Below are 23629 nucleotides of genomic sequence, written 5' to 3'. Positions count from 1 at the left end.
CCCCACCCTAGGACGGTCTTCCCGCGGTCCTGACCGCCGCGCCCCGTGGGGGAGGGCGCGGCGGCCTGCGCACCTGCTACTCGACGATCTTGAGGAGCTTGTTCGCCGTGCCCTCGGTCGCGTTGGAGATCGCGTCCGGGGTGGCCCCGTCCGTGAGCGCCGTGGCGACCTCGTTTGGCGTGGCGTCCGGGTGCCCGCCGAGGTAGACGGCGGCGGCACCGACGACGTGCGGGGTCGCCATGGACGTACCGGAGATGGTGTTCGTGCCGTCGTCGCTGTCGTTCCAGGTCGACGTGATGTCCGAGCCCGGGGCGTAGATGTCCACGACCGAGCCGTAGTTGGAGAACGACGACTGCTCGTCGTCCTCCGTGGACGAGGCGACCGTGATGGCGTCGGGGACGCGGGAGGGCGAGCCCTCGCCGGCGTCGCTCGACTCGTTGCCCGCGGCCACCGCGAAGGTGACACCGGAGGCGATCGCCTTCTCGACCGCGGCGTCGAGGGCCGGGTCGGCGCCCCCGCCCAGGCTCATGTTGGCGACGGACGGGCCCTCGTGGTTGGCGGTGACCCAGTCGATGCCCGCGACGACCTGCTCGGTGGTGCCCGAGCCCGAGTCGTCCAGGACACGGACGGCCACGATCTTCGCCTGCTTGGCGACACCGTGGGCCGCACCGGCGATGGTCCCGGCCACGTGGGTGCCGTGTCCGTTGCCGTCGTCTGCGTCGTCGTCGTTGTCCACGGCGTCGAAGCCCGAGGTGGCCCGGCCCTCGAAGTCGGTGTGGGTGACGCGGACACCGGTGTCGATCACGTACGCGGTGACACCGTCGCCCGCCGCGTCCGGGTAGGTGTACGCACTGTCACCCGCGGTCTCGGTCTGGTCGATCCGGTCCAGACCCCAGGACGGCGGGTTCTCCTGGGTGGCGCTGATGTGGAACTTCTTGTTCTGGACGACCTTGGAGACGGCCGGGTCGGCCGCGAGCCGCTTGGCCTCGGTCTCCGAAAGCCCGCTGGCGGAGAAGCCGTTGATGGCGGAGCTGTAGTTCCGCTTGAGCTTGCCGCCGTACTCCTTGGCCAGTTCGGCCTTGTCCGTCTTACCGTCCAGCATCACGATGTAGCTGCCGGAGACGGCCGTGGCCGCGTCGGCGCCGTAGACGGTGCCCATGGCGGGAGCCGGGGCGGCTCCGGCGAGCGAGGTGTTGAGCAGGGTGACACCGGCCGCGGCCGCCACTGCGGTTATCGCGGCGGTCAGCTTGATCCGGCGTGCGCGCTTGTGAATTGCCATGAAGAGGGATCTCCTCGTCATTCTTTGTGGGGGGATTGACTCCCGGCCGGAAATTCTCCGGGGGTTGACTCGAAACCCTGCTCGATTGACGCGCCCAGATCAAGACCTTCATGTACCCGTCACGCAGTCACCAGGTTCCCTCCATAAGAAACCGAACCACTCCCGATCAAGTCGGACAGGCCCTCGCAACGTGCGGTACATGTAAGGGGCTTGTACCGATGGGGCGGCGACCGGGCCGGCCGGCCGGACCCGCGGCGCCGCCGGCCGTGCGGTCCTCAGGCCGGCAGTTCGGCCTCGACGAGGTCGGCCGCGCGCTGCGTGCCGCCCTCTCCCGCCATCCGCTCCCGCAGCCGCTCCAGCCGGGCGGCGACCTCCGGGTCGTCCACCAGGGCGAGGACCGCGGCACGCAGGGACGCCGCGTCGGCCTCCTCCTTCGGCAGGTGCCTGGCCACACCGAGCGCCTGGAGCGTGTCCGCGTTGCCGAACTGGTCCACGGCCTGCGGAACGGCGACCATCGGGGTGCCGGTGGCGAGCCCTTCCTGACTGCCGCCCGCGCCCGCGTGGGTGATGAAGGCGTCCGCCTGCTTCAGCACGGACAGCTGGGGCACCCAGGAGTGCACCTCGACATTGGCCGGTACGTCCCCGAGCTCGGACGGGTCGACGTGAGCGCCGATCTGGAGCACCATGTGCCAGCCGGGCAGGTCACCGAACGCCCCGACGCACTCGCGGTAGAAGCCGGGTTCGTTGGTGAACGACGATCCGAGCGAGACCAGGAGCACCTTCCCGGCGTCCGCCGGGCGCTTCCACTCCCCCTGGTCGGCGCGCTCGCCCTGGCAGGCGCCGACGAAGGTGTAGACGCTCCTGTCCACCCGGTCGGCGTTCGGCTGGAGTGCCTCGGGGATCAGGACGAGGGCCCTGCGCGGGCGGGCGACGAAGTCGTCCGGGGGCACGTCGCCCAGGCCGTTGTCCGTGAGCCATTCCTCGAAGCGGGCGTAGTACGCCCGGCCCCGCTCGGTCTGCTTGAGCTCGGCGGTGGCCGGCTCGCCGACCTCCTCCTCGTACCCCTCCCACGGGACGAGGTTGGGCCACAGCGAGACGGCGGGGACGCCCCAGCGGTGCGCGAGCACGCGGGCAGGGTAGGAGGTGATGTCGTGCAGGACGAGGTCGGGCTCGTCACCCTCGAAGGCTTTCGCGAGCCGGGGCAGGGCCTGGATCGCGTCGGCGAGGAACGGCTCGATGTTGTCGATGAGTTCGGTTCCCCAGTCCTCCGGGTTGTCCTCGGTGGGCAGCACGGAGGTGTAGATCACCGGCTCGGCACCGGCGGCGGCGACCCTCTCGGCGAAGGAGGCCGGGATCGCGTAACTGACGCGGTGTCCACGGGCGACGAGCTCCCGGATCACTTCGAGGCTCGGGTTCACGTGCCCGTGGGCGGCGATGGAGAACATGGCGACATGGGCGCGCGGGGTGGCTGTCATCCCGCCACCGTAAGCGAGACGAGACGTCTCGTGCAATCTATTTGGCCTGCCTGCTCAGCGCTGGTAGCGGGCCAGCACCCGGTTCCCGTCGTCCACCAGGCGTTTTCTCAGCTCCTCGGTGCCGATCGCCCCGCTGTAGTACTCCTGGAGCGCGGGCGTGGCGACCTTGTCCTTCCATTCGGGATATCCGCGGACCGACTGCGCCGGCGCGGGACGCAGGTCGCGGGCGAGCGCGGTGCCGGTCGCCCAGCCGTTCTCCGCGGTGTGCAGCGCCGGGTCGGCCAGCGCCGCCGTGCCGGTCGGCAGCATCCAGTCGCCGCGGGCCAGGCGCACCATGTTCGCCGGACGCAGCAGGAAGTCGATGAACCGCACCGCCTCCTCCTTGTGCGGGCTGTCCTCGGCGACCGAGAGGGTCTGCGGGCTCACCCCCTGGGCGAGTCCGTCGCTGCCGGCCGGTGCGGGCAGGACTGTCCATCCGAAGCCCTCGGGGGCCTGTTCCACGACCTGCTGGCGGTAGGAGAAGCCGAGCGGGACCATCGCGTACCTGCCGCCGAAGAAGCCGGGCAGGGTGTCCGATCCGCTCATGCCCAGGGCGGTGCGGGCAGCGCTTCGGTCGGAGTTGACCTGGTCGCGGACGGTGCCGGGCATGACCCCGTCGCCCTCGTCGAAGCGGATGGTCACCTTGCCGTCGGCGTCGCGGTGGAAGAGCCGGCCGCCGGCGGAGAGGCCCAGGTTGAGGGTGACCGAGACCGGTTCCTTGAGCGGCCAGGCCACTCCGGATCTCCCCTCACCCGTCAGTTCCTCGGTCACACGGCGGAATTCCCGCCAGGTCCACGGCTCCTCGGGGGTCGGCACGCGCACGCCGGACTCCTCGATGATCTCGGTGTTGGCGATCAGCACCCGGGGTTCCTGGAGGAACGGAACACCGTAGATCCCGTCGCCGAAGGTGGTGGTCCGCCAGGACTGCTGCGGGATGTCCTGCGTGAGCCGGTCCGGCAGGAGGGTGCGCAGGTCCGCGAGGTAGCCGCCGTACGCGAAGTCCGCGAGGTCGTCGGAGGCGTCGTGGATGACGTCGGGGGCCTCGCCGCCTTCGAAGGAGGTGAGCAGCTGGTCGTGGACGTTGTCCCAGCTGCCCTGGACGTAGTCCACCTGGATGCCGGGGTGGGTGGCGTTCCACTCCTTCACCAGCTGCTTGTTGGCGTCGACGGACTCCTTCTGCCAGGCCAGCGACTGGAAGCTGAGCCGGATGGTGCCGTCGGCGTCCCTGCCGTCCTCCCCGCCGCCCGAGCAGCCGGTGAGCAGCAGGGCCAGCACGGTGGCGGCGGTGACGGCGGCGCGGAACGCGGGCCGGCGCATCAGTGCTTCACCGCCCCGGCGGTGAGACCGCCCGTGATGCGTTTCTGGATGACCGCGAAGAGGACGAGCGAGGGAAGCGTGGCGAGGAACGCGGCGGCGGCGAGCGGTCCGAGGTCGGCCACGCCCTCCGCGCCGAGGAAGTGGGTGAGTACGACCGGCAAGGTCTGCTTCTCCGGTGTCTTGAGCAGGACGAGTGCGAAGAAGAACTCGTTCCATGCGGTGATGAACGCGAAGAGTGCGGTGGCGACGATCCCGGGGGCGAGCAGAGGTGCGGTGACCGAGACGAGGATCCGCACCTTCCCGGCCCCGTCGACCGCCGCCGCCTCCTCCAGCTCCGGCGGCACGGCCCGCACGTATCCGGCGAGCATCCACAGGGCGAACGGCAGCGACCACACCACGTAGACCATGACCAGCCCCCACAGGGAGTTGATCAGGTGGAGGTTCTTGAGGACCAGGAAGAGCGGGATGATCACCAGGACGAAGGGGAACGCCTGGCTGACCACGACCCAGCCGGTCGTGGCCGTGGACAGCCTGCCGCGGTGACGGGCCGTCACATAGGCCATGGGGGTGGCGATGACGACGGCTATCACCGCCGCGCACAGTGCGGCGGTGAGTGAGTTGGCGGCGGCCCTGAGCAGCGGCTGCTCGTCGAAGGCCTGCCTGAAGTTGTCGAGGGTCGGCTGGTCGGGGATCCAGGTGGGGTGCAGTGATCCCAGCTCGCGGGCGGGCTTGAAGGCGGTGGAGATCAGCCACAGGAACGGGAACGCCAGGAAGACGAGGTAGCACAGCAGCGCGGCGTACTGTCCCGCGCGCGCGGATCCTCCGGTACGCGGACTCATGCGTCGTCGCCTCCCCTGAGCCGGCCGACCAGGTAGAAGGCGAGGATCACGGAGATCACCGCGACCATCACACAGCCCATCGCGGCGGCGTAGCCGAACTGTCCGTAGCGGAACGCCTCTTCGTAGGCGAAGAGCATGGGCAGTCTGGTGCGGCCGCCCGGCCCTCCGCCGGTCAGGACGTAGACCAGGGCGAAGGAGTTGAAGTTCCAGATGAAGTTGAGCGCGCTGATGGCCAGTGCCACGGGTCTGATGGCGGGCCAGGTGACGGTACGGAAGCGGCGCCAGGCCCCGGCGCCGTCGAGGGCCGCCGCCTCGTGGAGTTCCTGCGGGGTGTTCTGCAGTCCGGCGAGGAGCGCCACGGTGGTCTGCGGCATGCCGGCCCAGATGCCCACGACGATCACGGCGGGCAGGGCGGTGGCGAGGCCGGTCAGCCAGTCCCGCCCGTCACCGAGTCCGAGGTCGCGGATCGTCTCGTTGAGGATGCCCGCGTCGGGGTTGTAGACCAGGCGCCACATGATGCCGACGACGACCTCGGGCATGGCCCAGGGGATGATCGCCAGGGCCCGCGCCGCCCAGCGCATCCGCAGGTTCGCGTCGAGCAGGAGGGCGAGGCCGAGCGCCAGCACGAACTGCGGGACCGTGACACCGACCGCCCACAGCAGGCCGATCCGGAAGGAGTCCCAGAACAGGGTGTCGTGCAGCAGGTCCTGGAAGTTGAGTGCGCCGACGAACTGGGTGGAGCGGGTGCGGCCCGACTGCGCGTCGGTGAAGGCCAGTGCGATGCCGTAGAGCAGGGGGCCGACGCTCAGGATCAGGATCGGTATGAGCGCGGGGAGGACCAGGAACCAGGCGGCGCCGTCCCGTCCGCGCCGTTCGCCGCGATGTGGTGGAGCCTTGTGCCCGGACCGCGCCCTTACGGTCGCCGATGTCATGAATTCGACCCCCTGCATCATTGGATCGGTTTCACACCCGTACGGCCGCCCGAGCGGTCCCCGTCATCGTGCTGACGGGGGATCCGTTCGTCAAGACGGCCTGCCCGGATGAGAAAATCGGGGCCATGGACGACAAGCGTGCGCGTGAGGTACTGACCGCCGCCGGGCTGCCCGGCGGCGCGGAGCTGCTCGCTCTGGGCGAGAACGCGGTGTTCGCCGTCGGCGGCCTGGTGGTCAAGGTCGGCCGGGATGCCACGGCGTACCCGGAACTCCGGGAGCGGGCGGAGCGCGAGGTGGCCGTCGCCGAGTGGCTCGCCGCCTCCGGTGTGCCCGCCGTACGGGCCGCCGAGCCCCGGGCCCGGCTGGCCGAGGGGCATCCGGTGACCCTGTGGCACCGGCTTCCCGAGGCCGTGCGCCCGACCGAGCCGCGCGATCTGGCCCCGCTCCTCACCCAGGTGCACGCCCTGCCCGCCCCGGAGGGCTTCACACTGCCGCGCCGCGAGCTGCTCGGCGGTGTCGAGCGCTGGCTGCGGCTCGCGGGCGACGCGATCGATCCGGCCGACGCCGACTACCTGCGCGGCCGGCGCGACGGCTTCGCGAAGGCCGCGGCAGCCCTGGCCCCGCACCTTCCGCCCGGCCCCATCCACGGCGACGCCCTCCCCCGCAACGTCCACGTCGGCCCCGACGGACCCGTACTGGTCGACCTGGAGACCTTCTCGGCCGATCTGCGCGAGCACGACCTGGTGGTCCTCGCCCTCTCCCGCGACCGCTACGGCCTGCCGGCCGGGGCGTACGACGCCTTCACCGCGGCCTACGGCTGGGACGTGCGCGCGTGGGAGGGCTGCGCCGTGCTGCGCGGAGCCCGCGAGACGGCGAGCTGCGCCTGGGTCTCCCAGCACGCCCCGGCCAACCCGAAGGCACTGGCGGAATTCCGCCGCCGCGTGGCGTCACTGCGCGAGGACGACCCCGAGGTCCGCTGGTACCCCTTCTGAGGGCGCGGGGTACGGCGTTCCGCCGGGCACGGGCCTCGCCCGGCCGTCCCCGGCGGATGGTGACACACGGCACGTATGCTGCCGACTACTCGTCCCCGACCCCCAGCGAATGGAAACAGCCATGCCCATATCCCGCCTGTCCACAGCGGCTTGGAGCCTCGCGGCGATGACCGCCGGCGCGCTCCTCACCGGCTGCTCGGGTTCGGTCTCGATCGGGAACACCGACCCGGAACTGTCCGCGGACAAGCTGGCCACCACCGTCGGGAAGAAGCTCGCCGCCACGACGGGCCAGCCGGTGCCGGACGTCACGTGCCCCGAGGACCTCGCCGGGAAGGTCGGCACGACCACCCGCTGCACGCTCACCGCGGGCGACGGCAGCACCGTGGGCGTGACGGTCACCGTCACCTCCGTCGACGGCAGCCAGATCAACTTCGACATCAAGGCCGACGACACCGCTTCCCCGGCCCCGAGCTGACGCACCGGCCCGGTCACGGCCTCCGGGGGACCAGGGGCCAGGCCGGCTCGACGACGGCGGCCGGGTCGGCCGTGCGCCGGAGATATGCCTGCAGGGAGACGGACTGCTCGGCCGCCGCGCGCACCTGGAGGTCGTGCAGGTCGGACAGCGGCATCACCCCGAACGTCTCGTACTTCTCGCCCATGCGCCGCACCACCCGGGCAGCCGCCACGGCGTCCGCCCGCGCGTCGTGCGCGTCGTCGAGCGTCACGCCGTAGTGGGCGCACAGCGCGTGCAGGGCCCGCCTGCCCTTGCGGTACTTGTCGACGTGCTTGTCCATCACCAGCGGGTCGATGACCGGCAGGGGCGCGCCCCCGAGCCGCTCGCCGAGCGGCTCGATGCCGTACCGCCGGCACTCGCGGTCGAGCAGGGACAGGTCGTACCGGGCGTTCATCACCACGAGGGGCGTGCCGGAGACCATCCCCTCGGCCACGGCCGCGGTGATCTCGTCGATCGCGGTGGCGGGCGAGGCGCCGTGCCTGCGGGCGCGTTCCGTCGAGATGCCGTGGATCGCCGACGCCTGTTCCGGTATCACCACACCGGGATCGAGCAGCCAGGTCCGCTCCCGCGCGACCGACCCGTCCGGGTCCAGCCGGACCACGGCCGCCGTGACGATGCGGTCGGTCTCGATGTCGGTGCCCGTGGTCTCCAGGTCGAAGGCCGCGAGCGGCCCGCTGATCCAGGTCATCGCAGCGTCTCCGTCCCGGCGTGGGCCGCGGCCGGCGGGCGGGTGCCCGCAGCCTCCCGGACCCCTCCGGCCGACGGCTCGCCGCCTGTGGCCTCCCGGACGAACCCCACCGGGTGTTCCCCGTACCGGCTCATCGGCATACCTCCTCCTGTGGTGCTCTCCCCCATGTGACGACCACCTTCGCACGGGCCACTGACAACCCGGTGGAGAGCGTCGGGAGGCAGGGTCAGGAGACCGGCCGGGAGTCCGTCCACACCGACTCGAACTCCTCGCGGTACGTCTCGAAGAGGCCGTGCTCGCTGTCCTGCCCCGCCCGGACCACCGCGCGCCCGCCGCCCCGCAGCACCAGCACGGGTGCCTCCATGCCGCGGGCCCGCCGCAGGTAGGGCTGGACGACCCCGACCGCGTCCGGACCGTCGCCGTCCACCAGGTAGGCCGTGAAGCGCGGTGTCTCGTCGAAGACGTGGATCTGGAAGGCGCCGGGGTCACGGAGCTTGGAGCGGACGCGGCGCATGTGGAGGATGTTCATCTCCACGGAACGGCTCAGCTCGCCCTTCTTGAGGCCCAGTTCCCGCTCCCTGCGCTTGACCGCGCTGCTCGCCGGGTTGATGAACAGCAGCCGCACCCGGCAGCCCGACTCGGCGAGCCGGACCAGCCTGCGCCCCGAGAAGTTCTGTGTGAGGAGATTGAGCCCTATGCCGATCGCGTCCAGCCGGCGCGCACCGCCGAACAGGTCCTCGGCGGGCAGCTGGCGCTGCAGCCTCACCCGGTCGGGGTGGACGGAGACCACGTCCGCGTACCGGTCGCCGACCAGCTCCTCCACCGCGTCCACGGGCAGCCGGTCGGCGGACGGGACCGCCGCCCCGCTGCCGAGGATCTCCAGGAGCCGCGCCGAGGCACGCTCCGCCTGTGCCAGGACCGCCTCGTTGAGCGCGCGGTTGCGGGAGACGACGTTGCGCGCCACCTCCAGCTCGTCCAGCGCGAGCTCCACCTCGCGGCGGTCGTCGAAGTACGGCTCGAAGCACGGCCAGTGCTGGACCATCAGCTCGCGCAGCTGCGGCAGCGTGAGGAAGCTGAGGACGTTGTCGTCGGCCGGGTCGAGCAGATAGCCCTTACGGCGCGAGACCTCCCGGACGGCGACGGCGCGCTGCACCCATTCCTGCCCGGCGGGTCCGGCGGCGGCAACCACCCAGTCCTCGCCGTGGACCGGCTCGTAGATCGGCCGGATCACGGCGGAGACCACGGCGCGCAGCCGTTGTTCCACCAGATTCAGCCAGATGTAGGCCCGCCCGGCGCGCTGCGCCCGGGTGCGGACCTCGTTCCAGGCGTCCGCTCCCCAGTCCAGCTCCACGCCGATCTCCATGGGCTGCGCGAGGGAGACCGCCCCCGGCGGGGCATCGGTCGATTCCCCCTCGTGACCTGCGTCACCTGGGGGCAGCTCGAACCCTCCCGAGCTCACCCGTGTACCGCCTTCCGCTCCCCCACCAACGATCAAGGAAGGGTACTCCGGGAGCGGGAGCCGGTGCAGCAGGATGCACAGGCTCCTTACTCAACTCCCGTATCGCGCAGGCTTGTTCCTTGCGACGAGATCGGGTGGAGTGAGCTGATTCATAGCGTTTGGACACCCTCTCGCATGCCGCATACCGGACGAGGGGGTGCATCTGTCCTCCACACCCCCTCTCCGGGCGACACCGGCGTGCACGAAGTTGACCGGCGCGTCACGGCCGCGCCGACGGGACCCGGCCGCACCGGCCGACGTACTAGGTACGGGCCCATCTTTCGGGGAGTATCGGGTCAATAACCCCCGCACCCGGATCAGAAGTGGAAGAGTCCTATCTATGCAGGTCTGGCCGGGACAGGCGTATCCCCTCGGCGCCACGTACGACGGCGCCGGGACCAACTTCGCGGTCTTCTCGGAGGCCGCCGACCGAATCGAGTTGTGCCTGCTGCACGACGACGGTTCAGAAACGGCGGTGGAGCTCCGCGAGACCGATGCCTTCGTCCGCCACGCCTACCTGCCCGGGGTGATGCCGGGTCAGCGGTACGGCTTCCGGGTGCACGGCCCGTACGAGCCGCAGCACGGGCAGCGGTGCAACTCGGCGAAGCTGCTCCTCGATCCGTACGCGCGTGCGATCTCCGGGCAGATCCGGTGGGGCGAGGAGGTGTACGGCTACCCGTTCGGCCGGCCGGACGCACGCAACGACCTGGACTCGGCACCGCACACCATGAGCTCGGTGGTGATCAATCCGTACTTCGACTGGGGCGACGACCGCCGTCCGCGTACGGACTACCACCGCACGGTGATCTACGAGGCCCATGTGAAGGGCCTGACGATGCTTCACCCGGGTCTGCCCGAGGAGCTGCGCGGTACGTACGCCGGGCTGGCACACCCCGAGATCATCGCCCACCTCACGGAGCTGGGTGTCACGGCGATCGAGCTGATGCCGGTGCACCAGTTCGTCCAGGACCACCGTCTCGCCGACGCGGGCCTCGCCAACTACTGGGGCTACAACACCATCGGTTTCTTCGCCCCGCACAACGCGTACGCGTCCTGGGGCGACCGCGGCGAACAGGTGCTGGAGTTCAAGCAGGCCGTGAAGGCCCTGCACCAGGCGGGCATCGAGGTGATCCTCGACGTGGTCTACAACCACACGGCCGAGGGCAACCACCTGGGGCCGACGCTCTCCTTCCGCGGGCTCGACAACGCCTCGTACTACCGGCTGGCGGACGACCAGCGGTACTACATGGACACCACGGGCACCGGGAACTCCCTGCTCATGCGGTCGCCGCACGTCCTGCAGCTGATCATGGACTCGCTGCGGTACTGGGTGACCGAGATGCATGTGGACGGCTTCCGCTTCGATCTGGCGGCGACGCTCGCGCGGCAGTTCCACGAGGTCGACCGGCTGTCGTCGTTCTTCGACCTGGTGCAGCAGGACCCGGTGGTGAGCCAGGTGAAGCTGATCGCCGAGCCGTGGGACGTGGGCGAGGGCGGCTACCAGGTGGGGAACTTCCCGCCGCTGTGGACCGAGTGGAACGGCAAGTACCGGGACACGGTGCGCGACCTGTGGCGGGGCGAGCCCCGGACGCTGGCGGAGTTCGCCGGGCGGCTCACGGGATCCTCCGACCTCTACCAGGACGACGGCCGGCGCCCGCTGGCCTCGATCAACTTCACCACCTGCCACGACGGCTTCACGCTGCACGACCTGGTCTCGTACAACGACAAGCGCAACGACGCCAACGGCGAGGGCAACAGGGACGGCGAGAGCCACAACCGCTCCTGGAACTGCGGTGCGGAGGGGGAGACCGAGGACAAGGAGGTGCTGGAGCTGCGCAGCCGTCAGATGCGCAACTTCATCGCCACGCTGATGCTCTCCCAGGGCGTGCCCATGCTGAGCCACGGCGACGAGTTCGCCCGGACCCAGCGGGGCAACAACAACGGGTACTGCCAGGACAACGAGCTCTCCTGGGTCCACTGGCCCGATCCGGTCGCGACCCACGACCCGGAGGCCGAGGGCGCGGAGGGCGGCGGTTGTGACCGGAGCCTGCTGGAGTTCACCCGGGCGATGGTCTGGCTGCGCCGTGACCACCCGGTCTTCCGGCGCAGGCGCTTCTTCCACGGCCGCCCGGTGGAGGGCACCCACGACGAGCTCTCCGACATCGCCTGGTTCACCCCCAGGGGTGAGGAGATGACGCAGCGGGACTGGCAGGCCGCGCACGCCAAGGCGATGACGGTCTTCCTGAACGGGCACGCGATCTCGGAACCGGGGCCGCGCGGCGAGCGGATCTCCGACGACTCGTTCCTCCTGATGTTCAACGCGGGCGCCGAGACCCTGGTGTTCACGGTCCCGGTGAACCACGGGCGGCGGTGGCAGGTCGTCGTGGACACGGCGATCCCGGACGGAGTACCGCCGAGTGCGGGCCCGAAGGTGTCGGCGGGCGACCGGGTGACCCTGGTCGGGCGCAGCCTGACGGTGCTCCAGCGCCCGGCGTAGGCGCCGGACCCGAGGTACCCGGCAGGCTCTTGGGCCGAACGGGTCAACGGGGCGGCGCAGGTGCCCCGGTGACCCGTTCGGTGACACAGAAGCCGTCAGTGTGGGTACGTACGTCCCCATGACGCCCACCGCCACGTACCGGCTGCAGCTCCAGCCGGACTTCCCGTTCGCCGCCGCGGCGGACACCGTGCCGTATCTCGCCGAGCTCGGCGTCTCCCATCTGCACCTGTCCCCCGTCCTGGAGGCCGTGCCGGGCTCCGGGCACGGCTACGACGTCGTCGACCACAGCCGGGTGCGGGCCGAGCTGGGCGGCGAGGAGGGGCTGCGGCTGCTCTCCGTCACGGCCCGGGCGCACGGCCTCGGGCTGGTCCTGGACCTGGTGCCCAACCACATGGCCGCCGCGCCCCGGCACAACCTGCCGCTGTGGGAGGTACTGCGCGAGGGGCCGGAGTCCCCGTACGCCCGGTGGTTCGACATCGACTGGGAGGCGGGGGGCGGCAGGGTGCTGCTGCCGGTGCTCGCGGGGCGGATCGGTGAGGAGCTCGGCCGCTTCGAGGTCGGTGCCCGGGACGACGGTTCGCCGGTGCTGCGCTACGGCGACCTGGAGTTCCCGCTGCGCGAGGGCACGGCGGGCCTGCCGTTGCCGGAGCTTCTCGACGCCCAGCACTACCGGCTCGGCTGGTGGCGCCTGGCCCGTACGGAGCTGAACTACCGGCGGTTCTTCACCGTCTCCGATCTGATCGGGGTCCGGGTGGAGCACCTGGAGGTCTTCGCCGCCACCCACGACAAGGTCCTCGGGCTGATCATCGAGGGTGTCGCGGACGGTCTCCGCATCGACCATCCGGACGGGCTGGCGGACCCCGCCGGGTATCTGGAGCGGCTGGCTGCGGCCACCGACGGGCGGTGGACCGTGGTCGAGAAGATCCTCACCGGCTCCGAGGTGCTGCCGGCCGGCTGGGCGGTCGCGGGGACGACCGGGTACGACGCGCTGCACCGGATCGACGGGCTGTTCACCGATCCGATGGGCGCGGCGGACCTGCTCGGCCGGTACCGGGACTTCGCGGGCCCGCCCGGGGACCGGGGCGGCTACTGGACGGCGACGGTCCGCCGGGCGGCGTACCGTGTGGTCACCCATGAGCTGGCCGCCGAGACCGACTGGCTGACCCGTCTCGCCGTCCGGGCCTGTGCCGGGGACCCCGCGCTGCGGGACCACGCGCCGTGGGCGCTGCGCACGGCGGTGCGCGAGCTGCTGGTCCGGGTCCCGGTCTACCGTCCGTACGTCACCGTGGGCGGCCCGCTCACGGAGATCGCGGAGTCGGCGCTGCCGCCCGAGGCGGTGCGGGACGCCAAGGCGGTGTTCTCGGTGCCGGAGGAGGCGTCGGCCGTCGACGTGGTGCGGGGGCTGGCGCTGGGCCTGCTCGGTGAGGGGCCGGAGCACGCGGCGTTCTGCGCCCGGTTCGCGCAGACGGCGTCCGCGCTGCACGCCAAGTCGGTGGAGGACACGGCGTTCTACCGTTACGTCCCGCTGATCTCGGCGGCGGAGGTGGGCGGCGATCCGGGGCAGCCGGCGGTGAGCCCGGAGGAGTTCCATGCCTTCTGCGCACGGATCGCCCGTGACTGGCCGGCCACCGGCACGGTGCTGACCACGCACGACACCAAGCGCAGCGGGGACGTGCGGGCCAGGATCGCGGTGCTGTCCGAGTGCCCCGAGCGGTGGTCCTCCCTGGTGGCGCAACTGACCCGGGCGACGTCCGCCGCCGCCCCGGATCCCCAACTGGCTTGGCAGGCCTGGCAGTCGGCGTACGGCTGCGCGGGCCTGCCGGCCGGGGAGATGGCGGGCCGGCTGGAGCCGGCCCTGCTGAAGGCCGCGCGCGAGGCGGGCCTGTTCACCAGCTGGACCGAGCGGGATCCGGCGTACGAGCGGGCGGTGACGGACTTCGTGGCGGCCGGTCCCGGAAGTGACGCGGGCGAGGCACGGACGACGCTGACCCGGTTCGCGGAGACGCTCACCCCGTTCGTGCGGGCCAATGTGCTGGGGGCCGCGCTGGTGCACCTGACGATGCCGGGCGTGCCCGATCTGTACCAGGGCACGGAGCGGGAGTACATCGCGCTGGTCGACCCGGACAACCGGCGTCCCTTCGCCCGGCCCGCCGGGGGGCGCGACGAGAAGGCGGACCTCACGGCTGCGGCGCTGCGCCTGCGGCGGGAGCGTCCGGAGGTGTTCGGCGAGTCGGGGACGTACGCCCCGCTGGCCGCCCGGGGCCGTGCGGCCGCCCATTGTGTGGCGTTCTGCCGGTCGGGCGAGGCGGTCACCGCGGTGACCCGGCTGTCGCTGCGGCTCACCGAGGAGGGCGGCTGGGGCGATACGGAGCTGACGCTGCCGGACGAGGGTCCGTGGCGGGATCTCCTGTCCCCGGGGCGGGGGTTCACCGGGCGGGCGGTCGCGGTGGCGGAGCTCTTCGCGCAGCGGCCGGTGGCGCTGCTCGTGAGGGCGGCGGGAGGAGCGGGCACGGACCACGGGTGAGCCGCCCGGCAGCCGGGGACGCCAGGCCCCGGGGACCGTTCAGGCCGGGGGCACCGGCAGGGGTGCGGAGAGCCGGAAGGTCATCCGGCCGAAGCTGACCTGGTCGCCGTCGCGGACCGCGGCGGCGCCGATGACCCGCTGGCCGTTGACGCAGGTGCCGTTGGTCGAGCCGAGGTCGCGCAGGATCCACCGGCTGCCGTGCGCGGTCAGCTCGGCGTGCAGCCGGGACACCGTCTCGTGGCTGAGCCGCAGTCCGTTGCCCGGGTCGCGGCCGATGCGCAGCGGGTGCGGTCCGGGCACGGGCAGCAGGAGTTTGGGAAGCCGTTCGGACTGCCAGGCCCTGCGCACCCCCGCGGGAAAGGCGGAGACACCGCCCACCGCGCGGTGCAGCCGGCGGGACCAGCGTCCCCGGCTCTCCAGGTCGGAGGTGAGCGCCGCCAGCTCCTCGGAGCGCCGGGCCGTCAGGGCCAGTTCCATACGCCGCAGGAACGTGTCGTGGGAGAGCTTTCCCTGCGCCGCGCCGTCTCTGAGCACGCCGAGGACACGGTCGCGCTGGGCGTCGGACAGCCGCGCGGGATACGTGTGGGACTCGAAGGAGGACGTCACAGTGCGATTGTCGGCCCGACAGGCCCGGGGTGTCCAGAAGAACTCCTCTTTCGTCCCTCCTGACCTGCGCGGCAGCACATAATTCCGGGCGGCCAAACGCTCTGCGTTGTTAGGGTCGCCCGCTGTCGGCCCTTGCCGGCGCCTATGGCACCCAGGAGCCTTTGTGACCCCTGCACCACCGGAACTGACCGTCCGTCCGCTCACCGGAGCGGACGAGCTGGGTCTCTTCTGCCGTCTTTCCTACGTCCTGGACCACGAGCTCGAGGACGATCTCGCCACCGGCCGCCGTCGCCCCGAGTGGATGTGGGTGGCGCTGCTCGGCGACCGGGTCGTGGCCCGTATCGCCTGGTGGACGGGCCGGGAAGGCTCCGCACCGCAGCTGCTGGACTTCTTCGACCTGGACGACACGCTGCCGGAGCCGGAGCGCGGCGCGATCGGGCTGCGACTGCTGGAGACTGCGAGCGCCACGGTCCTGCCCGCCGGGTCAAAGCGGCCCGAGTACGGCCGGTACCTCCCACCCGACTGGCGTGAGGACCCTGCGGCGCGCGAGGTCGTCGAGGCCCGGATGCGGGTGATGGAGGCGAACGGCGCCCGGCTGCTCGTCGAGCGGCTGCGCCTGGAGTGGCGTGCGGGCACACCCGTGCCGGAGGACTCGGGCCGGCTGGTGTTCCGTCCGGTCACCGGCCGTGAGGACCTGGTCGCGCTGATGACCCCGGTGATGGAGGGCACCCTGGACGCGCACGGCCAGGCGGACCTCGCGTCGGGGCTGACCGCCCGCGAGGCGGCGGAGAAGCAGTACGACGAGGAGTTCGCGGACCTGTCGACCCCTCAGGAATGGTGGCGGATCGCGGAACTGCCGAACGGGGTGCCGGTCGGATTCGTCGTCCCCGCGCGCAACAACTACCACCCGATGATCGCGTACATCGGGGTGCTGCCCGTGCACCGGGGCAACGGTTACATCGACGACATCCTCACCGAGGGCACCCGGGTGCTCGCCGCGCAGGGCGTCGAGCGGATCAGGGCCGCGACGGATCTGGGCAACGTCCCGATGGCGAAGTCGTTCGCACGCCTGGGATACGTCAACTTCGAGCGCTCGTTCGACATGGTGTGGGACTGAACCACGTACGCCGGAGCCGGCCGGCCCGCTCGAAGGCGGGCGGACCGGCCGGCTCCGTACGTCACGGGATCGGGCCCGCTGCGGCCCGGTCAGTAGCAGTTGCGGATCTTCCACACCGGGGACCAGCCGTAGCCCTGGATGGACTCCCCGACCGGCACGCTTCTCAGGACGTTGCCGGACTGTCCGTAGAACTTCGCCGTCGCGCGGCTGCCGGTCTGCCGGTTCGCGTAGCCTCCGGTGTCCTCCCAGTTCGAGAGCGCGTAGGTGTTGCAGTTGTAGAACTTGAACACCTTGTACTTGCCGACCGTCGGGTCCCGTACGCGGGCGCACAGGTTGCCGGTGGGGCAGGTGTAGCCCGGACCCGAGGTGCAGAAGAAGTCCGCGGCCGGAGAGACCGCCGCCGCGCTCGGGGCGGCGGGAGCCGGGGCGGCGGCTGCGGGAACCAGGCCGGCGGTGAGCAGGGCGGCCGTGGTGGTGGCCGCGGCGAGAACGGTGCGTGTGCGCATGTGGATTCCCCCTGGAATGTGAGCTGTTGTGCTTCTCGCAGCAGGATGCGATGGCGCGGGCGCCACGTGCGCGTGGTTTTGGCTCCGGCCAAATCGTCGGCCGACGACATCCGGAACCAGTGTCAGAGACCCTCGACGAGGCGTCGGCCCAGGGGGTCGCGGTGTGCAGTGCGCGCTTGCCGTCGCGCCGGGACACGACGAGTCCGCCCTCCCTCAGGACGGCGAGCTGCTGGCTGACTCTCGGCAGGGACACCCCTGTCGCCTCGGCGAGTTCGGAGGTGGTGGGGCAGGGCGAGCACGGCCGCCTCGTACAGGAGTGCCGCGCGGGTGGCCCCAGCAGACGGTCCAGCGACGCCGTGGGGGCGGCGGGGGCCGGGAGGACCTTGTCGACCGGGTGGACGAGGACCGGCCGCGGCCCGTCGTCGGCCAGGGTCACGGGGCGCCGCCAGCAGAAGTACGAGGGGACCAGCAGCAGGCCGCGGCCCCGTAGGTGCAGATCGCGCTCGACCGGGTAGTCGACCGTCAGCACGGGCGGCTCCCACACCGCCGTCGGCCGCAGACTGTTCAGGAGCGCCCGCGTCCCGCCGTCCACGAGGGCGCGGGTGCGCAGGGCCAGGTCAGCCGCCGCGGCCGCGACGATGCGGTTCCACAGGGGCGCGATGAACTCCCGGTGGTAGGTGCGGAGGTTGTCGCCCAGCGCGGCCAGCGCGGCGGTGTCGCCGCGTGCCAGCTCGGCGCCCGCCCACGGCCGTCCCCTGCCCGCCGTCAACAGGGTCAGCTCGTCACGCAGTCGGCGTCGTGGCGTCGCGAGCACCCGGTCGATGCCCGCCCGGAGATCGGCGGGACCCCCTTCTCGGCGGGCGGGGTGAGGAAGTCCGGGAAGTAGGCGGCGCGCGGCACCAGACTGCACAGCGCCGACGCCGCCTCCCGGGCCGTCCCGCCCCGGTGCACCAGTTCACGGGCCGTCCGCCGCCACGGGTCGAAGGCGACGGCGCCCTCCCGCGCCTGCAGGCGGCACAGGCTGCACACGATCTCCCAGAGCGGGTCCGGGCGGCGCGCGATACGCACGCCTTCCAGATCACTACCGGTGAAATGGATACGCAGCATGACTTTCCCCCCGTAGGCCATGAAAGCTCAACGAAAAACCATGCCAGGGCGTGACGCCCCGGACAAAGGCGTTCGCCTCCGGGTGCGCCGGGCGGTGCTCCTTCCGGCCCGAGGTAATTCGGTGGACGGCCGGATCCGGAGGTCGTAGGGTCGGTGCGACAGCCAGGCCCCGGACCCGGAAGGAGGCGAGAGAGATGCGTTCCGCATGGTTCCCGCGCTCCCGTTCCGTCCGCAGGGCGGTGTCGGACTCGGTCTGACCGGGAGCGCCACGCTTCTTGTCACGAGTCCCGGAGGACACATCCATGACCGATACGGTCATTCGCGCGCTCACCCAGAGCGACGCACATCTTTTTGATTCCCTGCAGGACCCCTGCCTGGTCGGCCGCGGCGCGTTCGGCCACCGCTACGCCACCGTGCGGGACGGCGGTGAGTACCGCCCCGAGTGGACCTGGGTCGCGCTGCGCGACGGCGTCGTCGTCGCCAGGGCCGCCTGGTGGGGCGGGCCCGAGGACACCGAGCCCGTGCTGTTCAACTACTTCGACTTCGCCCCGGGCGAGGACGCGGCCGGGGCCGAACTGCTGCGCCGGGCGCCGTGGTCCGTCGAGTACGAGCTGATCGTGCCGGCCGGCTGGCGGGAGCTGCCCGAGGTGCGGGCCGCCGCCGCGGCCCGGGTCGCCGCGGCGGAGGCGGCCGGCCTGGAGCTGCTGGTCGAGCGCTACCGCTACGAGTGGACGCCCGCGGACGGTCTGCCCGAACGGCCCGGCCGGCTGGTCTTCCGGCCGGAGCCGGACGACGAGGTGATCCTGGAGGTCCTGCGCCGGGTCCATTCCGTGACGCTGGACGCCCATGCCCGGCGGGCCGTCGAGGGGGGCGGTCTGGAGCAGGCCGCCCGGGAGGAGCTCGACTTTTTCCGCTGGTGCCCCTCGCCGCGCTCCTGGTGGCAGCTGGCGTACACCCCGGACGGCGCCCTCGCCGGGATCCACGTGCCCGCCCGGAATCCGGGCGGGCCGTGCATCGGCTTCATCGGGGTCGTCCCGGAGGCCCGTGGTCACGGCTACGGCTACGACCTGCTGATCGAGAGCACGCACTTCCTGGCGGAGCGGGGCGCGACCTCGATCGCGGGTGCGACCGATCGGGGCAACACGCCGATGGCCGTCGCGTTCGCCCGGGCCGGTCACCGCATCGTGCAGGAGCGCGTCCACCTGGTGTGAGGGGGTGAGCGCCCGTCAGTCCGTGCCGCCGGTGCGCTGGGCGCGGATCACGTCGCGGTACCAGGCGTACGAGTCCTTGGGGGTGCGCCGCAGGGTCTCGTAGTCGATGTGGACGAGGCCGAAGCGCTTGCTGGCGCCTTCGGTCCACTCCACGTTGTCGGTGAGTGACCAGGTGAAGTAGCCGCGCACGTCGACGCCCGCGTCGATGGCCGTCCGCAGTGCCGCCAGGTGTCCTTCCAGGAAGGCGATGCGGCGGCCGTCGGCGACGGGTTCGTCGACCGCGCAGCCGTTCTCCGTGATGTAGACGGGCGGCAGCCGGTCACCGAAGCGGTCCTTCAGCCCGACGAGCGTCTCCGAGAGGCCCTCGGGGACGACGGGCCAGCCGAAGTCGGTCGTCTCGTAGCCCTCGATCTCCCTTATCCCGAAGGGGAGTTCGGAGGGCATCGTGTATCCGGAGAAGGAGCCGAGGGCTTCGGGCCTCGGCGCGCCGACGAGGGTGGGGTTGTAGTAGTTGACGCCGTACCAGTCGAGCGGGGTGGAGATCACCTTGAGGTCGTCCTCGACCGGTCCCGGCATCAGTGCGGCGAAGCCCTCGTCGGGGTAGCGGCCGGTCAGGACCGGGTCGGCGAACAGCCAGTTGGTCAGGAGGTCGTAGAGCTCCGCGCCCTGCCGGTCCTCCTCGGTGTCCCCGGCCGTCCAGACGGGGCTGTGGGAGAGCGCCATGCCGATGTTGTCGGCGCCGGCGGCACGCAGTGCCCGCACGGCCAGTCCGTGGGCGAGCAGCTGGTGGTGGGCTGCGGGCAGCGCGTCGAAGAGGAGGGTGCGGCCCGGTGCGTGCTCGCCGAGCGCGTAGCCGAGCATCGTCACCTCGGCCGGTTCGTTGATGGTGATCCACATGGGCACCCGGTCGGCGAGGCGCTCCGCGACGATGCCCGCGTACTCGGCGAAGCGGTAGGCGGTGTCCCGGTTGAGCCAGCCGCCCGCCTCGTCCAGCGGGAGCGGGGTGTCCCAGTGGTAGAGGGTGGGGGCCGGTGTGATGCCGTGGGCGCAGAGTTCGTCGACGAGCCGGTCGTAGAAGTCCAGTCCGGCGGGGTTGAGCGCGCCGCTGCCGCCGGGGACGACCCGGGGCCAGCTGACGGAGAAGCGGAAGGCGTCCGCCCCGAGTCCGGCGAGCAGGGCGACGTCCTCGCGGTAGTGCTCGTGGAAGCCGGTGCCCCGGGTGGTGTCGGTGCCGTCCTTGATCCGGCCCGGCTGTGCGGCGAAGGCGTCCCAGCCGGAGAGCCCCTTACCGTCGGCGTCGAACGCCCCTTCGGTCTGGAAGGCGGAGGCGGAGGCTCCCCAGAGGAAACCGGGTGGGAAGGTCGGCACGGTCATCCAGGACTCCAGCAGCCGTAAGAGGGACCTTGGATTACTGCCCGGGTTCGCTACGTATGAGCAGAACCCTGTAGGGCAATGATCAGGACCAGACCCTAATCGCCAGTAACGGGCCGCTCCAGTCCTCGGGGCCCCGAGTGCGACTTCCGCCGGGCACGGGCCCGTTGCCGGGCTTCCGGTTCATGGACGAGGAGTGGTGGATGCAGTTCGAGGTGTGGGCGCCGGAGGCCGATTCGGCCGTGCTGCGGACGGCGGGCGGGCACCGGCCGATGGTGCGCGATCCGCTGCGGGAGGGCTGGTGGACGGCCGAGGCGGAGGCAGCAGACGGTGACCGCTACGGCTTCGCGCTCGACGGCGGACCCGTGCTCCCCGACCCGCGTTCGCGCCGCCAGCCGGACGGTCCCGACGGCGAGAGCGCGGTCGTGGACCAGACGGCGTACGCCTGGCGCAACGCGTGGACGGGGCGTGGACTGCCGGGTGCCGTCCTGTACGAGCTGCACATCGGTACGTTCACGGACGCGGGCACCTTCGACGCCGCGGCCGGACGCCTCGGGCACCTCGTCGAGCTCGGCATCACCCATGTGTCGCTGATGCCCGTCTGCCCCTTCCCCGGCACCCACGGGTGGGGGTACGAAGGGGTGTCGCTGTGGGCCGTGCACGAACCGTACGGTGGTCCGGCGGGCCTGAAGCGCTTCGTCGACACCGCGCACGGGCTGGGTCTCGCGGTCGTCCTGGACGTGGTCCACAACCACCTCGGCCCGTCCGGAAACCACCTCCCGGCCTTCGGCCCGTACTTCACGGACACGCATCACACCCCCTGGGGACCGGCGGTCAACCTCGACGCCCCCGGATCGGACGAGGTGCGCGCCTACCTCCTGGGCAGCGCGCTCGCCTGGCTGCGGGACTACCGGCTGGACGGGCTGCGCCTGGACGCCGTCCACGCACTGGCCGACAGCCGGGCGCTCACCTTCCTGGAGGAGCTCTCCACGTGCGTCGACGCCCTCGCGGCGGAGGTGGGCCGCCCGCTCCCCCTGATCGCCGAGTCCGACCTCTGCGACCCGCGCACGACCACACCGCGCGAGGAGGGCGGCCTCGGGCTGCACGCCCAGTGGAACGACGACTTCCACCACTGCCTGCACACCGCGCTGACCGGTGAGTCCCAGGGCTACTACGCCGACTTCGCCGTCGCCCCGCTGGCCGCCCTGGCCAAGACCGTGACCGGCGGGTTCTTCCACGACGGGACGTACTCCGCCTTCCGGGGCCGTACGCACGGCCGTCCCGTCGACGTCACCCGCACCCCGGCCCACCGCTTCGTCGGGTACGCCCAGACCCACGACCAGATCGGCAACCGGGCGCTCGGCGACCGGCTCGCCGCCGGCCTCTCCCCCGGGCTCCAGGCCTGCGCGGCGGCCCTCGTGCTCACCGGTCCCTTCACCCCGATGCTCTTCATGGGCGAGGAGTGGGGCGCCCGTACCCCGTGGCAGTTCTTCACCGATCACACCGACCCGGCGCTCGCCCGGGCCGTACGCGAGGGCAGGCGGCGGGAGTTCGCGGCGCACGGCTGGGCGGAGGAGGACATCCCCGACCCGCAGGACCCGCGCACCCGGGCCCGTTCCTGTCTCGACTGGAGCGAGCCCGCGCGCGAGCCGCACGCCCGCCTCCAGGCCTGGTACCGCGAGCTGATCACGCTGCGCCGGGCCATGCCCGACCTCTCGGACCCCGATCTGGCCTCGGTCAGGACGGCGTTCGACGAGGAGGCCCGCTGGCTGGCGTTCCGCAGGGGCGATCTGCGGATCGCGGTCAACCTGTCGGGGAGGCCGGCCACCATCGCGCTGGGCGGCGGCCGGCACCGCACCGGCGGGGGCCGGGTGCTGGCGGCCTGGGATCCGGTGGACGCACCGGACGGCGACGGGCTGCTGCACCTGCCGCCGGAGTCGTGCGTGGTACTGGCCGACGGCTGAGTAGGACCGGCCGTTCCAAGTCCCTTGCCTTCGGGTGCACTTCAACTCGTAGCTTCACCACTGAGCAACGGGAACAAGCGAAGGAGACCCGATGAAGCAGCGATTCCTCGGCCGTTCGGGGCTGCGCGTCGGCGAGCTCTGCCTGGGGGCCATGACCTTCGGCCAGGACACCGACGAGGCGAGCGCCCACCGGATCCTGGACACCTTCACGGAGGCGGGCGGAACGTTCGTCGACACCGCGGACGTGTACCACCGCGGCGCCTCCGAGGAGATCGTCGGCCGCTGGCTCAAGGGCCGCCGGCGGGACGATCTGGTCGTCGCCACGAAGGTGTTCGGGACGATGGGCGAGGCGCCCAACGCGGGCGGGCTGAGCCGGAAGCACATCGTGTCGGCCGTGGAGGCGAGCCTGCGGCGGCTCGGCACGGAGTACATCGACCTCTACCAGACGCATGTGTGGGACGCCACGACGCCCGTCGAGGAGACCCTCTCGACGCTCGACACGCTGGTGACGTCGGGGAAGGTGCGCTACCTCGGCGCGAGCAACCTCTCCGCCTCCCAGCTCCAGCGCGCGCAGGACCTGGCCGGGCGGAACGGCTGGGAGCGCTGTGTGAGCCTCCAGCCGCTCTACAACCTGCTGGCCCGCGAGCTGGAGTGGGAGCTCGTCCCGGTGAGTCTGGCGGAGGGCGTCGGCATCATCCCCTGGAGCCCGCTCCAGGGCGGCTGGCTGACCGGTAAGTACCGGCGGGGCATGACGGCCGCGGCGCCGGGCACCCGTGAGGCCCGCTACCAGGAGGAGCTGGGCCGTGAGGCCTGGCGTGAGCGGGACAACGAGGAGACCTGGCGGGTCGTCGACTCCCTGGTCGCGGTGGCCGAGGAGGCGGAGCGCACCCCCGCGCAGGTGGCGCTGCGCTGGCTCCTGGGCCGCCCCGGGGTGACCGCGCCGATCGTCGGGGCCCGCACGGTCGAGCAGCTGACCGACAATCTGGGCGCGGTGGGCTGGGAACTGACGCAGGAACAGCTGGCGCGCCTGGACGAGGCGAGTGCGCGCCCGCTGCCCTACCCGTACGACGTCCTGCACCGCTTCCGTGACCGCGAGCCGCGGGACTGAGGGTCCGCCGCCCTCGGTGACCGCGGGCCGCGGGACCGACGGGCC

At 71.8% G+C, this 23629-nt stretch carries 19 protein-coding genes; 8 read left to right on the top strand and 11 right to left on the bottom strand.

Annotation, left to right across the window (positions count from 1 at the left end):
- Positions 1–76: 76 nt before the first annotated feature.
- From OG524_RS29750 to OG524_RS29730, 5 genes are all read right to left on the bottom strand, one after another.
- Positions 77–1279 (bottom strand): S8 family peptidase, encoded by a 1203-nt coding sequence (locus OG524_RS29750; protein WP_405812000.1) that lies wholly within the window; start codon positions 1277–1279, stop codon positions 77–79.
- A 275-nt stretch (positions 1280–1554) separates the two neighbouring features.
- Complete coding sequence (gene mgt / locus OG524_RS29745; RefSeq protein WP_405811999.1) at positions 1555–2754, bottom strand: macrolide-inactivating glycosyltransferase; 1200 nt, start codon at positions 2752–2754, stop codon at positions 1555–1557.
- A gap of 54 nt (positions 2755–2808) precedes the next feature.
- Positions 2809–4110: an ABC transporter substrate-binding protein gene (locus tag OG524_RS29740; protein ID WP_405811998.1), complete on the bottom strand. Its 1302-nt coding sequence runs from the start codon at positions 4108–4110 to the stop codon at positions 2809–2811.
- Positions 4110–4949, bottom strand: a complete 840-nt coding sequence (locus tag OG524_RS29735; protein ID WP_405387633.1) for a carbohydrate ABC transporter permease — start codon at positions 4947–4949, stop codon at positions 4110–4112. Before OG524_RS29735 ends, OG524_RS29740 begins: the two co-directional genes overlap by 1 nt.
- Complete coding sequence (locus tag OG524_RS29730) at positions 4946–5881, bottom strand: carbohydrate ABC transporter permease (RefSeq protein WP_405387634.1); 936 nt, start codon at positions 5879–5881, stop codon at positions 4946–4948. Before OG524_RS29730 ends, OG524_RS29735 begins: the two co-directional genes overlap by 4 nt.
- Before the next feature lie 125 nt (positions 5882–6006).
- Here OG524_RS29730 and OG524_RS29725 point away from each other — a divergent pair, with 125 nt between their 5' ends.
- Both OG524_RS29725 and OG524_RS29720 read left to right on the top strand, forming a co-directional pair.
- Entirely contained in the window at positions 6007–6873 is an 867-nt protein-coding gene (locus tag OG524_RS29725; protein WP_405811997.1) for a phosphotransferase enzyme family protein, read from the top strand.
- A gap of 121 nt (positions 6874–6994) precedes the next feature.
- Positions 6995–7348 (top strand): DUF4333 domain-containing protein, encoded by a 354-nt coding sequence (locus OG524_RS29720; RefSeq protein WP_405387636.1) that lies wholly within the window; start codon positions 6995–6997, stop codon positions 7346–7348.
- A 13-nt stretch (positions 7349–7361) separates the two neighbouring features.
- On the opposite strand, the gene OG524_RS29715 is transcribed toward OG524_RS29720, so the two are convergent.
- Both OG524_RS29715 and OG524_RS29710 read right to left on the bottom strand, forming a co-directional pair.
- Complete coding sequence (locus OG524_RS29715; protein ID WP_405387637.1) at positions 7362–8075, bottom strand: 3'-5' exonuclease; 714 nt, start codon at positions 8073–8075, stop codon at positions 7362–7364.
- A 226-nt stretch (positions 8076–8301) separates the two neighbouring features.
- Complete coding sequence (locus OG524_RS29710) at positions 8302–9534, bottom strand: SAV2148 family HEPN domain-containing protein (protein WP_361889167.1); 1233 nt, start codon at positions 9532–9534, stop codon at positions 8302–8304.
- 379 nt (positions 9535–9913) lie between these two features.
- On the opposite strand from OG524_RS29710, the gene glgX reads away from it, so the two are divergent.
- Together glgX and treY are read left to right on the top strand one after the other, a co-directional pair.
- Positions 9914–12070 (top strand): glycogen debranching protein GlgX, encoded by a 2157-nt coding sequence (glgX, locus tag OG524_RS29705; RefSeq protein ID WP_405811996.1) that lies wholly within the window; start codon positions 9914–9916, stop codon positions 12068–12070.
- Between the two features lie 118 nt (positions 12071–12188).
- Positions 12189–14594 carry a malto-oligosyltrehalose synthase gene (gene treY / locus OG524_RS29700; protein ID WP_405811995.1) on the top strand — a complete coding sequence of 802 codons (2406 nt, stop codon included), beginning with the start codon at positions 12189–12191 and terminating at the stop codon, positions 14592–14594.
- 39 nt (positions 14595–14633) lie between these two features.
- Here treY and OG524_RS29695 read toward each other — a convergent pair whose 3' ends face one another.
- A complete protein-coding gene (locus OG524_RS29695) occupies positions 14634–15200 on the bottom strand; it encodes an FHA domain-containing protein (protein WP_405387641.1) in 567 nt (188 codons plus the stop codon).
- 163 nt (positions 15201–15363) lie between these two features.
- Here OG524_RS29695 and OG524_RS29690 point away from each other — a divergent pair, with 163 nt between their 5' ends.
- On the top strand, positions 15364–16317 hold the full coding sequence (locus OG524_RS29690) for a GNAT family N-acetyltransferase (RefSeq protein WP_405387642.1): 954 nt from the start codon (positions 15364–15366) through the stop codon (positions 16315–16317).
- An 89-nt stretch (positions 16318–16406) separates the two neighbouring features.
- Here the strand turns inward: OG524_RS29690 and OG524_RS29685 are convergent, their stop codons facing one another.
- Entirely contained in the window at positions 16407–16823 is a 417-nt protein-coding gene (locus tag OG524_RS29685; protein WP_405387643.1) for a hypothetical protein, read from the bottom strand.
- 774 nt (positions 16824–17597) lie between these two features.
- Positions 17598–17930: a hypothetical protein gene (locus OG524_RS29680; protein WP_405387644.1), complete on the bottom strand. Its 333-nt coding sequence runs from the start codon at positions 17928–17930 to the stop codon at positions 17598–17600.
- A 302-nt stretch (positions 17931–18232) separates the two neighbouring features.
- Here OG524_RS29680 and OG524_RS29675 point away from each other — a divergent pair, with 302 nt between their 5' ends.
- Complete coding sequence (locus OG524_RS29675) at positions 18233–19141, top strand: GNAT family N-acetyltransferase (protein WP_405387645.1); 909 nt, start codon at positions 18233–18235, stop codon at positions 19139–19141.
- 15 nt (positions 19142–19156) lie between these two features.
- Here the strand turns inward: OG524_RS29675 and OG524_RS29670 are convergent, their stop codons facing one another.
- Entirely contained in the window at positions 19157–20515 is a 1359-nt protein-coding gene (locus tag OG524_RS29670) for a GH1 family beta-glucosidase (RefSeq protein WP_405387646.1), read from the bottom strand.
- A gap of 200 nt (positions 20516–20715) precedes the next feature.
- Between OG524_RS29670 and treZ the strand changes: the two genes are divergently transcribed.
- Complete coding sequence (gene treZ, locus OG524_RS29665; protein ID WP_405811994.1) at positions 20716–22476, top strand: malto-oligosyltrehalose trehalohydrolase; 1761 nt, start codon at positions 20716–20718, stop codon at positions 22474–22476.
- A 91-nt stretch (positions 22477–22567) separates the two neighbouring features.
- A complete protein-coding gene (locus tag OG524_RS29660; RefSeq protein WP_405811993.1) occupies positions 22568–23584 on the top strand; it encodes an aldo/keto reductase in 1017 nt (338 codons plus the stop codon).
- Positions 23585–23629 lie beyond the last annotated feature (45 nt).

Origin of the sequence: Streptomyces sp. NBC_01520, assembly GCF_045040375.1 — a bacterium.
Lineage (GTDB): Bacteria > Actinomycetota > Actinomycetes > Streptomycetales > Streptomycetaceae > Streptomyces.
The sequence above is the reverse complement of the archived record's forward strand: the minus strand, read 5'-3'. Positions and strand labels throughout refer to the sequence as shown.

What these genes read in the sequence shown, in the direction of transcription:
- OG524_RS29750 (WP_405812000.1), bottom strand. Translation starts at nt 1,279, where the DNA reads ATGGCAATTCACAAGCGCGCACGCCGGATCAAGCTGACCGCCGCGATA.
- mgt (WP_405811999.1), bottom strand. Translation starts at nt 2,754, where the DNA reads ATGACAGCCACCCCGCGCGCCCATGTCGCCATGTTCTCCATCGCCGCC.
- OG524_RS29740 (WP_405811998.1), bottom strand. Translation starts at nt 4,110, where the DNA reads ATGCGCCGGCCCGCGTTCCGCGCCGCCGTCACCGCCGCCACCGTGCTG.
- OG524_RS29735 (WP_405387633.1), bottom strand. Translation starts at nt 4,949, where the DNA reads ATGAGTCCGCGTACCGGAGGATCCGCGCGCGCGGGACAGTACGCCGCG.
- OG524_RS29730 (WP_405387634.1), bottom strand. Translation starts at nt 5,881, where the DNA reads ATGACATCGGCGACCGTAAGGGCGCGGTCCGGGCACAAGGCTCCACCA.
- OG524_RS29725 (WP_405811997.1), top strand. Translation starts at nt 6,007, where the DNA reads ATGGACGACAAGCGTGCGCGTGAGGTACTGACCGCCGCCGGGCTGCCC.
- OG524_RS29720 (WP_405387636.1), top strand. Translation starts at nt 6,995, where the DNA reads ATGCCCATATCCCGCCTGTCCACAGCGGCTTGGAGCCTCGCGGCGATG.
- OG524_RS29715 (WP_405387637.1), bottom strand. Translation starts at nt 8,075, where the DNA reads ATGACCTGGATCAGCGGGCCGCTCGCGGCCTTCGACCTGGAGACCACG.
- glgX (WP_405811996.1), top strand. Translation starts at nt 9,914, where the DNA reads ATGCAGGTCTGGCCGGGACAGGCGTATCCCCTCGGCGCCACGTACGAC.
- treY (WP_405811995.1), top strand. Translation starts at nt 12,189, where the DNA reads ATGACGCCCACCGCCACGTACCGGCTGCAGCTCCAGCCGGACTTCCCG.
- OG524_RS29685 (WP_405387643.1), bottom strand. Translation starts at nt 16,823, where the DNA reads ATGCGCACACGCACCGTTCTCGCCGCGGCCACCACCACGGCCGCCCTG.
- OG524_RS29680 (WP_405387644.1), bottom strand. Translation starts at nt 17,930, where the DNA reads ATGCTGCGTATCCATTTCACCGGTAGTGATCTGGAAGGCGTGCGTATC.
- OG524_RS29675 (WP_405387645.1), top strand. Translation starts at nt 18,233, where the DNA reads ATGACCGATACGGTCATTCGCGCGCTCACCCAGAGCGACGCACATCTT.
- OG524_RS29670 (WP_405387646.1), bottom strand. Translation starts at nt 20,515, where the DNA reads ATGACCGTGCCGACCTTCCCACCCGGTTTCCTCTGGGGAGCCTCCGCC.
- treZ (WP_405811994.1), top strand. Translation starts at nt 20,716, where the DNA reads ATGCAGTTCGAGGTGTGGGCGCCGGAGGCCGATTCGGCCGTGCTGCGG.
- OG524_RS29660 (WP_405811993.1), top strand. Translation starts at nt 22,568, where the DNA reads ATGAAGCAGCGATTCCTCGGCCGTTCGGGGCTGCGCGTCGGCGAGCTC.